Origin of the sequence: Clostridium estertheticum subsp. estertheticum, assembly GCF_001877035.1 — a bacterium.
In the GTDB taxonomy this organism is placed as follows: Bacteria; Bacillota; Clostridia; order Clostridiales; family Clostridiaceae; genus Clostridium_AD; species Clostridium_AD estertheticum.
Window position 1 is genome coordinate 3,099,636 of record NZ_CP015756.1, and the last position, 15,302, is coordinate 3,114,937.

Consider the following 15,302-nt stretch of genomic DNA (forward strand, 5'->3'; position numbering starts at 1 on the left):
CCTCAACTAAAACTCATAATCAGCGCTTTTGCAAGCAAATTCCATCCATCAACCATAACAAATAACAATAATTTAAATGGAAGAGAAATCATAACTGGTGGTAACATCATCATCCCCATAGCCATAAGTATACTACCTGTTACTATATCTATTATAATAAACGGTATAAACAGTAAAAATCCCATTTCAAAAGCTCGTCTTAATTCACTTATTATAAATGATGGCACAACAGCATATAATGGTACTTTGTCATATGTAACTACAGGTTTTCCATTTTTAAGTATTTCTTTTCCATTACCATCAACTTGATTTTTAACTGTATCCTGTAATTTACCTACATCTAAGAAAAGTTTTAAATCTTTTGCTCTAGTCTGTTTTAACATAAAGTCCCTCATGGGTTTCGAACCTTTTTCAATTGCAACCTTTTGAGTTATTTTACTGTTTAAATAAGGAGTTAAAGCCTCACTATTGATTTTTGTAAATGTCGGAGCCATAGTAAAAAATGTTAAAAATAGAGCAAGTCCAATTATAACCTCTTTTGGTACTGCATTTTGAATACCTATAGCACTTTTGAATAATGATAACACTATAATTATTCTTACAAAACTTGTAGACATTATAATAATTGATGGCAATAAAGTAAGTACTGTTAGAAGTAATAATAACTTAATATTATCAACATACTCCTTTGGTGTACTCGCATTATCAACCGAAATATTAATTTTAGGTACTGGTATTGTAGTTGCATGTACAATGCTTATCATCGCTATACCTGTTATAGCAAGAGCCAGAGCAAAAACAAACAAATTTTTATTTTTTATTTTCATATCTAACTTCCTCTTTAGTTTGCTTTTTAAAAATATGTTTTTTGAATAAATCCTTCATGTCTTCATATTGAGGTAGCTCTTTAATTTTTTCTATTTTTATAATTTCTTCGCTAGGTAATTCAAATAGAATTTTAACATCATTTAAACTTGATGATACAGCATAGGCTTTATCACCAATTTTTACAACCGCAATACTGTTTTCCTTAGATAAAGAAATTCTATCGAGTATCCTCATATATCTACCATCTTGCAATTTACGAAGTTTTGTTCCTCCATATTTTAAGGATAAATACAACATAAATAATATGAAAGGTAAAAATATTATAATTTTAAACATAAACATCCAAAATTCTTTATCTAACATAATATCACCTACTGTACCAATAAATCATTAAAATATATATGATCTACTTTACCTTTTGTTAAAACTGGGTTTATTTTAGCTATTATCTCTTTTTTTATAAGATCAACACCAGCATCACTAAAATCAGTTGTTTTCTTAGATCTAAGAATTTTAATAACTAAATCCCTAATAACTGGCTTTTGTTCTTTTAGTTCTGTAGATAATTCCTCATTTTCCCCATACCCAACATAAACCAATACCTTTAGGTATCTTTTTGCATCACTATCTGTTAAATTGACTAAGCATTCATCTAATGAATAAGTTGCCTCTTTTGTCTCTACTGCCTTAGTTGTTGTAGTAGGCGTTGCTCCTTTTTTGCCAGCTAACATCATACCGCCAAAGGTTGCCCCCCCAACTACAATTAGTCCGAGTAATACTATAATAACTAATTTTAACGAATTCCCTTTTTTTGGTTTTTCACTCATTTCGTAATGACCTCCTTATCATTTGCAACAATTAAAATATTTACTCTTCTATTTAAAGCTCTATTAGCATCACTATTGTTTGCTGCAATAGGTTGATACTCACCACAAGCTATAGATTTAAATCGGTTTGGACGTGCTTGACCCTTTGTCACCACAAAATACTCAAGTACTTGTAGCGCTCTATCTGAAGATAATTGCCAATTGTTTTTATATTTAGAATTACTAATTGGTTCATTATCTGTATGTCCTTCTATTACAATATCATTAGGAAATGTAGATATTAGTGCATTTATTGAATTTAATACTGACTTACTTTTATCTATAATTTCTGCATTACCACTCTCAAATATAATATTTTCACGAAGTTGAATTATAACACCCCTATTGTCAGTTTTTATCTCAACTATTGACCCTAATTCTTTATCTTTTATGAAACTTTGAACCTTTTTATAAATACTTTGTGTATCACTACCTGCTGCTCCAGATTGTAATGGTAAACCAACTAATGGAACATCTCCATCTTTCACATTAAAATTCAAACTGCTTTTTGTCGTTTCACCCGTTAATACAGATTGAAAAGATGATGCAACTTGTTTAAACTTAGTTGCATCAACTGTTGAAAAAGAATATAATACTACGAAAAAAGTTAGAAGAAGTGTCATTGTATCTGCAAAAGTAGCGAGCCACGTATCGGTTCGTATCTCTGGTCTAATCTTCTTTCTTCTAGACATTCTCACTCACCTCAACTACTTTCGCCTGCTCTTCAATAAACTTAATTCTATCCGCCGGTGATAAATAAGTCGTTAATCTTTCCTTAACACTGCGTGGATTTACTCCAGATTGTATTGAAAGTATTCCCTCAAGCATCATTTCTCGATTATTTACTTCAATACTAGATTTATAGGTTAAATTATGTGCCATAGGAATTAATACTAAATTTGCAAGTAATGCACCATAGAAGGTAGTTATTAATGCTTTACCCATACCAGAAGCTACTGCCGAGGCATCACTTAAACTTGATAACATTTGAATAAGTCCTATAAGTGTACCAAGCATACCAAAAGCTGGCGCATAAGCTGCCCAAGCTTTTAACATATTAATCCCATCCTCGTGGCGCCTTTCCATTTCATCCGTTTCCAGCTCCATAACTTCTTTTATTGTTTCAGGGTCTAGACCATCAACAACCATTTGAATTCCTTTATTTAAAAATTTATCAGGCAATAGTGCTATGTCATCCTCAAGAGATAAAAGTCCGCCTTGTCTTGCTTTTTTAGATAAACTTATAAAACAATCAATGATTTCTGTACTAGATGATGTGTTTTCTTTAAATGATTGTCTTATAACCTTTGTAACTCTCTTCATTGCTGAAATAGGATAAGCTATAAGCAGTGCAGCAAATGATCCACCCACAGTAATTGCTATAGAAGCTGGGTCAAAAAATATTTTTAAGTTAGTTCCACCAGATGCCATCCCCCATACCGTTAACCCAAATCCTATCACTATTCCAATAGTGGTCAAAAAATCATGCTTCTTCATGCAATTGCCTCCTAAAACTTGCCAGTAAATATCCTATTCTTATACTTTATTACCTCTGCAATTACCTCATCTGTACTTTCAATCACAATATATTTTTTTCCATTTGTTAAAGTTATTAGCGTTTCTGGCATTATATCAATCTTTTCTATAACCTCTGCATTTAAGACAAATTCTTTATTATTTAAACCTGTAAGTTTTATCATGGGCCCTCCTATGATACTTTACTTATTCTATCTCTTTAGACCTATTATATCCTGTAGTATCTCATCTCCTGTGGTAATTGTCTTACCCATTGCCTGGAAGGCTCTACTTGCAACTATCATATCTGTAAACTGCTCAGCTAGATCAACATTTGACATTTCAAGCATTCCAGAAAGCATACTGCCGTAGGCTTTGCTGTTGTCATTAGTAGTAGCTCCTAATCCTGATCTAACCACCGCTTGTCCTGAGTTAGAAGTACTTGTATATAAATTTTTACCAACCTTTCCTAATCCTGCTGGGTTATTAAAGGATGCCATAGCAATCTGTCCAATTACAGTTACACCATCACCCTCTAACGTAGCTTTAATAGTTCCATCCTTTTCTATTGAAAAAGATTTCACCTTTTTTGCATCAGTACCTGTTCCTATTGTGTCTGGTATTGATAATGCTATAAGACCACCCGCTGCCGTTGGCGCCGTTTTGCCGTTTGCATCTACAAATATTGTGGCAGTTGTACCATCACTTGCGTTAGTTAAGCTACCACCTACAGAGTAACCCATAACTCTAAGCCCATCTGATGTTAATAAATGACCTGCATCATCTAGTGTTAAAGCTCCATCTCTTGTGTAAGAAATATCAAATCCACTAGATTTAGTTGCATCAATTTTATGATCGTCACCCAATGATACACTCCCTCCAATAGCTCCAGTAGCAACTATTAAATAACCTTCGCCATCCATAGCAACATCTAAATTCCTAGACGTTGGCTGCATCATGCCTTGACCTACCATAGTATCTATTCCTGAAATTTGCACTCCTAGTCCTACTTGCTTTCCATTAACTCCACCTGTATTTGTTGATGATGAAGATGCATCAGACATGCTTTGACTTACCATATCTTGAAATCTAACTCTGGAGCTTTTAAACGCTGTAGTTCCACAGTTAGCTATGTTGTTTGCTATAATATCTAACTTAGTCTGATTTGCTTTCATTCCACTTATTCCAGCATATAATGATCTTAACATAATAATACCTCCATTTTTTTAGTAATCACTTTGCTTCCGTCATTCCACAAAGTTAAGCTCCCTATAAGGTCCAGCTTATATCATAACTACACTATCTATATTTGTTATTACATTTCCTGTGCTTTGATTTTTATCCATTGCGGTAATTACAGTCCTATTTTTAATACTTGTAATCAGAGCCATGTCCTTATATAGTATTAAGGATTGTTTAGCACCTTTACTATCCGCCATATTTATTCCCTCATTAATTTTCTTCCTATCAGCATCATCTAAATTTATATTTCTACTATTAAGCCTTTGCGCTGCATGAGATGATATGGTAAAACATTCTTCTTTTTTTACCTGTTTATCTAAAATATTATTAAATGCACTTTTATCTTTACTTAAGCTACTAGCATCTTTGTTAACTATAGTACTTTTATTTTGTAAAGCAACATTTGAATACCCAGTAAAGTCTGCAGCTGAATATAGTTTACCATTTACTACTCTATAAGACATATTTAAGCCTCACCTTACGATCTTAATTAATTTTTTATCCTACTTTTGAAATGTCATCATAACTTATATCTTTAGTGACATCCTTACTATTCTCTTGATAAGAAATAGTTAAATTAATTCCTGTTGTAGTTTTAGCCACACTTTTAACATTTCCTGTATAAGCTACTTTAGCATCCCCTAAAGCTCTTGTTGTAACTTGTTTACCCATTAAATTTATAGCCGCAGAAAATGCTGTATTGTTATTTAAATAATCTGATGTAGCGTTTGATACATCTATAACATCTGATAAAGTGTCAGCTGGAAAATCTTTTGTAGTGCCATCTATCAATTGTACTGCCATGTAGTTTTTACCTGACTTCTTATAAACAGCTTGGACAGTTCCCCCGTATTGAACACCTTTATCATTATAACTATCAAAAGCTACCATCTTACCCACTAGCGAAGTTTGATTTCCAAAAGTCACATTGCTATTTAAATTTGACATTTGTTCTAGTGCAGCAAATTGTGCCATTTGAGCTACAAATTCTGTACCGTCTTTAGCCGCCGTCGGATCTTGGTTACTAAGTTCTGCTGAAAGTATCTTAAGGAAAGAATTCTGATCCATTGCTGCACCTTTCTTTACAATTGCAGTTCCACGATCTGTAGCCCTTGCTGAACTTGTTTGTGCTGTACTTAAATTTTTTAGTGCTTCATTTGAAGTTTTTGTAACCTCAGTTGCCATTAATATCACCTCTTAAATATTGATTTTTATCTAAGCATAATTAAACAAACTTATTTACTTGATTATCTTCTATAACATAGTTACTACTTATATCAACATCATCGTCTATATCCACATTAGTTTTTGAGTTGTTATCTTGTTTTCCATTATTATTGTTATTGTTTCCACTAGAGTTCTTGTTAAAAAAGGTTGAATCCTCATATACGTTTATATCTAAGCTTTGAATTTTAATGTCCATACTTTTCAATCTATCTTGAATGTCCGAAGCATTATTATTTAACAAGTTATAAGTTTCCTTATTTTGAGCCAATATACTAGCCTTCATAATTCCACTTTCCATAGTAAGTTTTATTGTAATTTCTCCAAGTTCTCTAGGATTCATTTTCACTGTTAAATCCTTTATATTATTAATTTCCATGAATTTTACAGATTTAATTACATCAGCTTGAAAATTATTTTTATCAACTACTAAATTTGCACTTAGTACTTTGGAAACATCTGAAGTTTTCACAGTTTGAAATTGATTCATAAAATTAACTGCTTTTGATATTTTCACATCGTCCTTATCTCCACTTAGCAACTTATTAAGAAATTTTTCCTCAGAAGAGCTATTACCAGAAGATTTATTGTCTTTTTTGTTATCACTTAAACTCTGATTTTGATTTTTAGAAATATTTTCAGAAGTTGACTTTGTGTTTTGCGACTTCAACATTTTTATTAAATTATCTTTTACTGATTTATCCTCACTATTATCGCTGTTAGTTTCAGGAGTAGGTACTTTTAATAAATTCAAATCTGATTTTATATCCTTAACCTGCGTAGTTAGCTTTTGAAGCATAGCAAGCATTTCAGAAGACATTTTTGTATTTTCTTTTGGGTTTTCTAGTAATGATAATATTTCACTAAGATTGTTCTTCAACGTAGTCTTTGTTTCAGGTGTCAATTTTTTTGTACCTACTAATTCTTCTAAATTAATAGAATTAAGTTCAGTTCCTGAAGTTTTAGTAGTTGCAGTTTTATCAGTACTTTGAATCATAACAGTTAAAGATTGTAATAACTGCTGAATTTGTTCCATTTGATCAGTTGTTTTTTCGGTGCTTGCTGATTCTCCTGATGTTTTCTTAATATTTTGCTTTAATAAATCAATAAGTTTTTTTAAAGTATTGTTTATCTTAATATCAACATCTTCTAGCGAGTCTTTTGGTAGTTCCTCAGTGTTTTGCTTTAGTGTTTTAATTGCTTTTTCTATAGTGCTGTTTGTATCTGTACTTACCTTACCACCAGTATCAGAATCATCTAAACCCTTTTTTTTATCTTCTGCTGTAGTTTTACCAACACTCTCCTTCTGATTTTCGTTATTTGTTTCATCTGAATTTTTTATCTTTGTTTCATCCAAATTTTCTTCTTTGTTGTTTGTTTTATTAACATCGTCATTTGAAAAACTCTTAGATTTTAGTGTTTGATCATCTAAGGCTTTTTTAAATTCTTCTTTTCTTTCTGGTTGTTTTGGCGTATCAACTTTAGTAGGAGCATTATTGTAATTTATTACATTATTATTAACATTCACTTTTCTCACCTCCTTTAATAACATTTATGGAAATAAATAACCATTAACATATAAGTCTATTTATTTCCATGAATCCTTGTATTATTTCTAATAAAAGCAAAAAGTGCAAACTCATCATTACTTTTTTGTTCTATTAAATTTTGTTCTTTTAAAAATGAAATTTTCTGCTTTTCTTTCAAAATTTCTACAGTCTTTTTTTCAACTTGACATAACTTTAATTTTTCTCTTTTTTGCTCTAATATCTTCCCTTTATCCTCAAGTACTATAGTATTTTTATCTATTGAATAATTCAAAGCATTCAAATAATTCTGCTTAATTTTCTGCTGTATAATTGATTCATAAGCATCAATATTCCTATGGGCCGAATAATTTTCTTTTAGACTATTCAGCTCTTTTTCTACCATATTTTTTTCTCTTTGTGCTTCTTTAAATTCAAGTTTACTTTTATCTTCAAAATCTTGTCTAATATCGAGAAGTTTTTGAAGTCTGAACTTGTACGCTCCGCTCATATAAAAACTCCTTCCATAAAAACATCCCCAAGAGACTCACTTGAAACATCTATTCAAACATATTTTGGAGTACACTTAAACTAACATTAATGTCTGTATTTTCATTTGTATCCTGCTTTAAAAAAGCTTCTATACTATCATTATACTTAATTGCATTATCAATTTTTTCACTACTGCCCTTTACATAAGCCCCAATATTTATTAAATCTTCAGAATCTTTATAAGTTGCCATTAAGTCTCTTGCAAGGGATGCAGCCTTTTTATGCTCAGGCGTAGTGATTTCAGACATCAATCTACTAACGCTATTTAAGACATCAATGGCAGGGTAATGATTTTTACCAGCAAGTGCTCTTGATAAAACTATGTGACCATCAAGTATTCCACGTACTGCATCTGCTATTGGCTCATTAAAATCATCACCATCTACAAGCACTGTATAAAAAGCTGTAATAGATCCTTTATCAGACATTCCACTGCGTTCCATTAACTTAGGTAACATTGCGAATACTGACGGAGTATATCCTTTACTTGCTGGAGGTTCCCCAATAGCTAGTCCAATTTCCCTTTGTGCCATAGCGAACCTTGTTACTGAATCCATCATTAGAATTACTTTTTTACCTTGATCCCTAAAGTATTCTGCAATAGCAGTCGCTGTAAATGCACCTTTTAATCTTACCAGGGCCGCTTTATCAGAGGTTGCACATACTATAATTGATTTTTTCATTCCCTCGATCCCCAAATCCTTTTCTAGGAAATCACGAACTTCACGTCCTCTTTCACCAATAAGTGCAATAACATTTACATCTGCTTTTGCCCCTCTTGCAAGCATCCCAAGAGTTGTACTTTTACCCACTCCACTGCCTGCAAATATACCAACTCTTTGACCTTCCCCACAAGTTAAGAAACCATCAATCGCCCTAACTCCAGTAGGCAGAATTTCTTTTATTCTACGTCTCTTTAAAGGATCTGGAGGAGATGTATTTAAAGAATATGCTGTGTATTTAGTAATCTCATCACCATTCAATGGATTTCCTAGCCCATCTAGAACCTTTCCAAATAATTCATCTGAGCACTTAACACTAAGTGGATTTCCAGTTGGCACTACTCGGCATCCAGGTGATATACCCACTAGTTCCCCAAGCGGCATGAGTATTACGTCCTTCTCACGAAAACCAACAACTTCGCAGGGTATCTCTTCGTTTGATATATTATAAATGTTACATACTTCACCTACAAATGCTGTTATTCCCTGTACCTCAATTGTAAGTCCTATAACATTTTTCACCACACCCTCGCAGTAAGTGTAGTTAATATCAGGAATCTTTTTCATTAAATACTCAAAATTTAGAGATACCATAAAATCATTCACCCTCTTTATACTTGTAATTGTTCTTCCTTAAACATATCAACTATTTTTTCTATACCATAAGATATACTCACAATACTTTTCCCTGTTTCTTTTTCTATAACAGCAGTTCCATCCTCTAAGAAATTATCTTCTATTACAAATATATCACCTTGAAATGCAAGTTTAGCTTTCCAGTTTTCAACTTGGCCCTTCACATCATCAAAATGGGTGTTATTAGTTTTTATAATATATAATTTTATATTTCTTTCAGCTTTTAGAGTATTAAAAATCATCTCATTTATTGCATCTGGCTCTTTTACTTCTTTTTTTAATATATTCTCAGCTATACTTACAATTAGATCCTTTATATGCTTTTCTTTCTCTATCAAGAACTCATCATACTTAGATTTTGAAAGCTTTAACATATCATCTGCTTGTGCCCGTACAACGTTTGCCTCCTGCGTTGCGCCGCTAATTGCTTCATTATACCCATTTTCATAACCTTCTTTATTTCCTTGTTCAAGCCCTTCTTTAACTGCTCCAATTTTCGCCTCTGCAGCATCAATGACTGATTTTGAAATTATTTTCTCACTTTCGTGTCTTGCATTTTGTAATATATTGCTAGCAAGAGTTTCATAATTTTCTATATTATCATTTTTTATAACTTGCTGCTCATCCATAATTTTGGGCAAAGGTTTTGCACTTAAATGAGTGCTTATTTCTTCCTCACCCTGCTTTATGACATTCGAATTTTTTATCACATTAAATGACAATCGATTCCTCACCGCCTCTTGAAAGAACTATTTCTCCAGCCTCATCTAAACGTCTCAAAATGCCAACAATTTTTTGTTGTGCTTTCTCTACATCCATAAGTCTTACTGGTCCAAGGAATTCCATATCTTCTTTCAAAGATGCTGCTGCTCTCTTAGATTGATTCTTGAATATAGTGTTTGCAACTTCTTCTGAACATCCTTTTAATGCAAGAGATAAATCCTTAGTATCTATTTCTCTTAATGTTCTTTGTATTGAAACATCATCCAATGTAATAATATCCTCAAATACAAACATAGATTCTTTAATCTTTTCTGCAAGTTCTGCATCTTCTCTCTCAAGACCCTCTGTGATATTTTTTTCTGTAGTTCTATCAACTTGATTTAGAATTTCAACTAGAGATTCTATTCCACCAATTACGGCACTATCTGTTCTAATTACAGAAGATAGTTTACCATTTAAAACTTTTTCAATTTCTTTTATAACCATAGGCGAAATACTGCTCATAGTTGCAATTCTATAAGATACTTCACTTTGCAGATCAAGGGGTAACTCTGCCATTATCTGAGCAGCCTTATCCGACTGCATATAACACATAATAAGTGCTATTGTTTGTGGATGCTCATTTGCTATAACATTTAAAAGTTGATGAGCATCTGCCTTCCTTGCTATGGCAAATGGTCTATATTGTTGAGTTTCTTCCATAACTTTGTCTAAAATTTCCTTTGCTCTTTGCGAACCCAATGCCTTTCCTAACAAATTCTTTGCATATTCAATTCCACCTTCTAAAAGAAAATCCTTAGCTTTATTCATTTCCATAAATTCCTCTAAAATTGACTTCCTAAGTTCTGGTTTAACTGAATTAATATTTGCAATCTCATAAGTTATTTTTTGTATATCTTTTTCTGGCAATTTTTTTATTATACCCGATGATGCGTCCGGCCCTAAAGTTATAAATAATATAGCTGCTTTTTGAATTCCCGAAAGTTTTTCACCTTTAGCCACTACTTATCACCTCTCATCTTCTGTCAGCCAAGACTTAATTATATCTGCAACTTGTTCTGGTTTATCAGCAGCATATTTTTTAACTTGATTCTCCATACTAGATTTTTTATCCTTAGATTCAAATTCAATAGTTGGAAAAATCTCTTCCTGTTTTGGAGGAATTTCATCTCCAATCATCATGTCAATTCCCTCTGTAGTTATTTCTTCCTTCTTTCTTGACCTGCGAATTACAAATATTACTATAACTAATATCAGAACAGCTAAAGCACCTATTGCAATACGAGTATATAATATTTTAGACGCTGCCGCCTTATCTGCATTTGCTATATCAAGTAGTGCTTGCTGAGCAGCTTTTTTAGCAGCCGTATTAAAGTACAACCCCTCTATACTTATAGTGTCTCCTCTAGCTCCAGAGTATCCAATAGCTTGTGCAACTAAATTGTTTACAGAAGTCTTAGTAGCTGCATCCAAATTGCCATCAAGTACTACCGAAGTAGTAAGTTTCTTAATTGCACCAGGAGACTTTACTACATTGTCAACTGTTTGTGACACATCATAATTTTTTGTACTATCTTTTACCACAATGTTTCCATCTTTATTAGTCGTTGGCGATGTATTTTGCGTCGCATTATCCACTGGACTAGTTGATAAACCGGTGCTTGTACCACCATTCCAAGTTTCAGTATCATGTGAACTTACGACTGATCCCGTTTTACCATATGTTGTGGATTTTCTTGTAAGCGCATCAAAATCGAGTTCTGAATTAACAGATACCTTCACTCCGTCTTTATATACAGGCTCAAGTACTTTCATTATCTTCTCTTCCATATTCTTCTCAATTTGTGCTTGAAGCGCTTGTTGATCATCGGTAGAGTCAGTTAATGTCTTCTTTTCCTTGTCGTATAACCCTTCAGTTAAAAGTTTAAAGTCATCGGAGACTATACTCACATTTTCCTTTGGAAGATTCTGCACAGATCCAGTTAATAATGAAACTATTGCTTTTACCTGTTCATTAGTAAGTTTAGTCCCTGATTTAAGTTTTAATACAACCGATGCTGTAGCCGGATCTGTTTCTTTAACAAAAGCAGTGCTTTCTGGCATAACTAAATTAACCTTAGCTCCTTCTACTTCTGGGAATGACTTTATAGCTCTTTCAATCTCACCAGATAATGCCCTTTGATACATAATTTTAGTTTCTGTATCCGTAGGTGCCATTTTACTACTATCAAAAAGCTCAAATCCCTTACTTCCATCCGTAAGTTTAACCTCTGACGCAAGCGTCATTCTAAGGCTATCAATCTGATCTTTAGGTACTAATATACTAGTTCCACTTACCTTATAGCTAACTTTATCAGTTTTTAACTGTGTAACAATTGTCCCTGAATCTTCTGTTGACAAATTTGAATATAACACAGCATATTTAGTTTGCGAGGATGCTACTATAAAAGAGATAATAGCTATTAGGATTACTCCCACAAGTATGCTATAAGCTATTTTTTTATTTCTGCTTAAGTTACTCCAACTTTGCGAGAATTTATTTCTCACTTCAAGTAGCTTGCTCATATTCTTGCTCCCTTCCTATATCTGCATCCTATTAAATACATCATAGGCATCCACAAGTTTATTTCTAATTTGTACAGCGGTTTCTAAAGACAGTTTAGCTTCTGCCGTAGATAACATTACCTTCTGTACATCTTTTTCATCACCCTTTATAAACTTTTGAGTGAGATCATCAGATTCAATTTGTTTATCATTAACTCCATCTAATTTTTCTTTTAATGTATCCAAGAAACTAGTACCAGAATTTTCAGTATTAACAGCATTCGTTTTAACATCATTAAGAACCGCTGTATTGCTTACATTTGCACTTGCATTAATGTTCATAAAAACACTCTCCTATTTACCTATTTCTAATGCTTTAGAAAACATACTTTTCTGAGCAGTCATAGAACTTACATTTGCCTCATATGCTCTTGTAGATGCAATCATATCTGCCATTTCATTCAAAATATTTACGTTAGGCATACTCACATACCCGTCTTTATCAGCATCTGGGTGTGATGGGTCATAGACACGCCTTAAAGCAGACGGATCATTTTCTATTCCCACAGCCTTAACCCCTTTAAAACTTGTTTTATATGTACTCGTAGTTTTATCTAATTCTTGTTGTAAATTTTCTTGAAATACAGCTATCTTTCTTATGTAGGGTTTTCCGTTTTCGCCTCTAGTAGTAGTTGCATTCGCAACATTAGAGGATATTGTATCCATCCTTAATCTTTCCGCTACCAGTCCACTAGAGCTTATCCTCATCCCCATAAATGCATCATTCATAATATTATTTGCCCCCCCCTATAACATAACTGGTAAGTGAAATCTTACTATTAACTTGACTAACAAGGGCAGCATACATTAAAGTATTTGCTGCTTGATTAGTCATCTCAAGATCTATATCTACGTTATTACCATCTTGCCTTGCACTAGTACTCTCATCTCTGTTTACTGTAATTTGGTCATTACTATTACCTGCTTGAATATCTTTACTATTATCGGTTTTCATTGTATCTGCTGTCATGTTATCCTTTAATGTTTCCTCAAATGTAACATAAAGCCCTTTGTAGTTTTTCGTATTAATATTTGCAATGTTATTTGCACTTACTTTACTTCTAAGTGCAGAGGCATCCATACTTTTTTTAAGTAAACTATATGTATCTCCACTTGTAGAACCTCCAATTATATTCAAAATCATCATCCCCCTTAATTTAGATTTAGATATAAAATATGTAATTTCAATTTAATGTCCCGCATAAATTGTCGTAATATGTTTTTAAAGATAATATATTCCACCTCACAAGTATTATTATATACTATTTTATCATTTTAGTGAATATTTTTTTTAACTTAATTTCAACAAATTCAATTTTAAATTCTAAGCTACTCCATTTTACTGTCGAAGTACCTATCTCAAGGTTTATAATTATTAATTGTCACGTTTTATTAAATTATGATTTGATTACATATTATTATTATATTATACATTATTGTTGTAATTTGTGTATGTATTAATTAGTATAATTAATACATACATATGATATCCGTGCTTTTATTGTCATATTTATGCTTTTTTGTTAAAAATATAATCTTCATCCTTAACATAAATCAATACTCAATACTAAATACGCATTTTTCGAGTTTAAGTTGCAAAATTATAAAATAAATTTTTAAGAGTTACACCCCTGGGGTAAACGCAAAAAAAATTACAGCCCTTGGTGAACCGTAATTTTGCATATTCCCATGTTTTTTTCTTTTTCTTTTTCACCCCTGGGGTAACCCTCATCCATATTTTACACTCCTAGGGTGCTAAGTTCCAGACTCCACATAACTTTTATATAATTCTCTGTTCTTATCTTTAAAGTAAGATAATATCCTATTGCTACAAACAAACCCTTCTTTCCCACCACTCATATAGATAAGATAACTACTCCATTCATAAGCCTCAGGTTTTTTAACCATTTTAGCTCTCACTGGGTTTAAATGTACATATCTACTTGCTTCAAGCATTTGAGCATCTGTTTCTATAAGTTCAGAATAATATCTATCTTGAAATAAATGCCCAATATAGTTATATTTTTTATTATAGTACTTCGCATATTTACTATGTATTCTTCCTATAAATTATCCTAAAGGCTTTTCTTCAGTTCTAATTAATATGTGCACATGATTATCCATTAAACAATAACTTATTACCTCATATTTGTCATACATATAGTAATCCAACGTTTCTTTCATCAATGTTAAGTAATGCAAAAAATCCTCTTTATTTTTAAAAATATCATTTCTATGATTACCTCTTGCGGTAACATGATAGCTTGCACCCGGATACCATTTTCTTTTTATAGTTGGCATAACAATAACCTCCACTTTATTTGAGTATTGTTAATTATTGCCAAATCCACAAAGATTTACACCACAGGGGTGCTTAAGATTTACACCCCTGTGGTGCTTGCGAATGATTAATATTATCCTATAGCCTTTAGTTTTGCAATATCCGACCAATTATTTGCTGTTATAATTTCAACACTACTCAAATCTTTTCTCATACTCTTAACTTCACCTTTAATTTCTAATACTTCATGCTTTAAATTTTCCTGCTCTGCTGATATAACATCAGTTTTATGTTCTAAAGCTCTAAGTATTTGAGTGTGTTCTTCTTGGGTTATTTTAATTGATTTGATATCACTTTGTGTTAATTTAATATCACTTTGTGTTAATTTAATATCACCTTGCATTGATTTCATATCACCTTGCATTGATTTCATATCACTTTGCATTGATTTCATATCACTTTGCATTTCTTTTAGAATATCTAATATTTCCTTATCCATAAATTCACCGCCTAGATCTTTTGCTATCATTATATCATATATAAACTAAGATTAAAATAATATTTCATCCACCAATATCGATTC

General features: G+C 32.2%; 21 protein-coding genes. All 21 read right to left on the reverse strand.

What is annotated here, in order from left to right; all coding sequences use genetic code 11:
- Nucleotides 1-2: 2 nt before the first annotated feature.
- Entirely contained in the window at nucleotides 3-827 is an 825-nt protein-coding gene (gene fliP / locus A7L45_RS14380; RefSeq protein ID WP_071613431.1) for a flagellar type III secretion system pore protein FliP, read from the reverse strand.
- Nucleotides 811-1,191: a flagellar biosynthetic protein FliO gene (locus A7L45_RS14385; RefSeq protein ID WP_071613432.1), complete on the reverse strand. Its 381-nt coding sequence runs from the start codon at nucleotides 1,189-1,191 to the stop codon at nucleotides 811-813. The genes fliP and A7L45_RS14385 overlap by 17 nt, the downstream gene beginning before the upstream one ends.
- Nucleotides 1,192-1,199: 8 nt before the next feature.
- Nucleotides 1,200-1,655, reverse strand: coding sequence for a flagellar basal body-associated FliL family protein (locus A7L45_RS14390; protein WP_071613433.1), 456 nt, complete (start codon nucleotides 1,653-1,655; stop codon nucleotides 1,200-1,202).
- Entirely contained in the window at nucleotides 1,652-2,386 is a 735-nt protein-coding gene (locus A7L45_RS14395) for a flagellar motor protein MotB (protein WP_071613434.1), read from the reverse strand. Before A7L45_RS14395 ends, A7L45_RS14390 begins: the two co-directional genes overlap by 4 nt.
- Nucleotides 2,379-3,191 carry a motility protein A gene (locus A7L45_RS14400; RefSeq protein ID WP_071613435.1) on the reverse strand — a complete coding sequence of 271 codons (813 nt, stop codon included), beginning with the start codon at nucleotides 3,189-3,191 and terminating at the stop codon, nucleotides 2,379-2,381. The genes A7L45_RS14395 and A7L45_RS14400 overlap by 8 nt, the downstream gene beginning before the upstream one ends.
- An 11-nt stretch (nucleotides 3,192-3,202) precedes the next feature.
- Complete coding sequence (locus A7L45_RS14405; RefSeq protein ID WP_071613436.1) at nucleotides 3,203-3,394, reverse strand: flagellar FlbD family protein; 192 nt, start codon at nucleotides 3,392-3,394, stop codon at nucleotides 3,203-3,205.
- A 27-nt stretch (nucleotides 3,395-3,421) separates the two neighbouring features.
- Complete coding sequence (locus A7L45_RS14410; RefSeq protein ID WP_071613437.1) at nucleotides 3,422-4,417, reverse strand: flagellar hook-basal body complex protein; 996 nt, start codon at nucleotides 4,415-4,417, stop codon at nucleotides 3,422-3,424.
- A gap of 75 nt (nucleotides 4,418-4,492) precedes the next feature.
- Nucleotides 4,493-4,915 carry a TIGR02530 family flagellar biosynthesis protein gene (locus tag A7L45_RS14415; protein WP_071613438.1) on the reverse strand — a complete coding sequence of 141 codons (423 nt, stop codon included), beginning with the start codon at nucleotides 4,913-4,915 and terminating at the stop codon, nucleotides 4,493-4,495.
- A 34-nt stretch (nucleotides 4,916-4,949) separates the two neighbouring features.
- Nucleotides 4,950-5,636, reverse strand: a complete 687-nt coding sequence (locus tag A7L45_RS14420) for a flagellar hook capping FlgD N-terminal domain-containing protein (protein WP_071613439.1) — start codon at nucleotides 5,634-5,636, stop codon at nucleotides 4,950-4,952.
- Between the two features lie 40 nt (nucleotides 5,637-5,676).
- A complete protein-coding gene (locus A7L45_RS14425) occupies nucleotides 5,677-7,203 on the reverse strand; it encodes a flagellar hook-length control protein FliK (RefSeq protein ID WP_071613440.1) in 1,527 nt (508 codons plus the stop codon).
- Between the two features lie 56 nt (nucleotides 7,204-7,259).
- Complete coding sequence (gene fliJ / locus A7L45_RS14430; protein ID WP_071613441.1) at nucleotides 7,260-7,712, reverse strand: flagellar export protein FliJ; 453 nt, start codon at nucleotides 7,710-7,712, stop codon at nucleotides 7,260-7,262.
- Between the two features lie 49 nt (nucleotides 7,713-7,761).
- Complete coding sequence (gene fliI, locus A7L45_RS14435; protein WP_071613442.1) at nucleotides 7,762-9,069, reverse strand: flagellar protein export ATPase FliI; 1,308 nt, start codon at nucleotides 9,067-9,069, stop codon at nucleotides 7,762-7,764.
- Between the two features lie 17 nt (nucleotides 9,070-9,086).
- Nucleotides 9,087-9,833, reverse strand: coding sequence for a FliH/SctL family protein (locus A7L45_RS14440; protein ID WP_071613443.1), 747 nt, complete (start codon nucleotides 9,831-9,833; stop codon nucleotides 9,087-9,089).
- Entirely contained in the window at nucleotides 9,823-10,836 is a 1,014-nt protein-coding gene (gene fliG, locus A7L45_RS14445) for a flagellar motor switch protein FliG (RefSeq protein ID WP_071613444.1), read from the reverse strand. Before fliG ends, A7L45_RS14440 begins: the two co-directional genes overlap by 11 nt.
- 6 nt (nucleotides 10,837-10,842) lie before the next feature.
- Nucleotides 10,843-12,399 carry a flagellar basal-body MS-ring/collar protein FliF gene (gene fliF / locus A7L45_RS14450; protein ID WP_071613445.1) on the reverse strand — a complete coding sequence of 519 codons (1,557 nt, stop codon included), beginning with the start codon at nucleotides 12,397-12,399 and terminating at the stop codon, nucleotides 10,843-10,845.
- Between the two features lie 15 nt (nucleotides 12,400-12,414).
- Nucleotides 12,415-12,720, reverse strand: a complete 306-nt coding sequence (fliE, locus tag A7L45_RS14455; RefSeq protein WP_071613446.1) for a flagellar hook-basal body complex protein FliE — start codon at nucleotides 12,718-12,720, stop codon at nucleotides 12,415-12,417.
- A gap of 12 nt (nucleotides 12,721-12,732) precedes the next feature.
- Nucleotides 12,733-13,167 carry a flagellar basal body rod protein FlgC gene (flgC, locus tag A7L45_RS14460; protein ID WP_071613447.1) on the reverse strand — a complete coding sequence of 145 codons (435 nt, stop codon included), beginning with the start codon at nucleotides 13,165-13,167 and terminating at the stop codon, nucleotides 12,733-12,735.
- Nucleotides 13,168-13,171: 4 nt separating this feature from the next.
- The gene (gene flgB / locus A7L45_RS14465; RefSeq protein WP_236900490.1) at nucleotides 13,172-13,519 is read right to left on the reverse strand and encodes a flagellar basal body rod protein FlgB; all 348 of its coding nucleotides are present in this window, start codon (nucleotides 13,517-13,519) and stop codon (nucleotides 13,172-13,174) included.
- A 674-nt stretch (nucleotides 13,520-14,193) separates the two neighbouring features.
- Nucleotides 14,194-14,394, reverse strand: a complete 201-nt coding sequence (locus A7L45_RS24235) for a hypothetical protein (protein ID WP_338132987.1) — start codon at nucleotides 14,392-14,394, stop codon at nucleotides 14,194-14,196.
- A gap of 114 nt (nucleotides 14,395-14,508) precedes the next feature.
- Nucleotides 14,509-14,739, reverse strand: coding sequence for a transposase (locus tag A7L45_RS24240; protein ID WP_338132988.1), 231 nt, complete (start codon nucleotides 14,737-14,739; stop codon nucleotides 14,509-14,511).
- 113 nt (nucleotides 14,740-14,852) lie between these two features.
- Nucleotides 14,853-15,248, reverse strand: a complete 396-nt coding sequence (locus A7L45_RS14475; RefSeq protein WP_236900453.1) for a hypothetical protein — start codon at nucleotides 15,246-15,248, stop codon at nucleotides 14,853-14,855.
- Nucleotides 15,249-15,302: the final 54 nt, after the last annotated feature.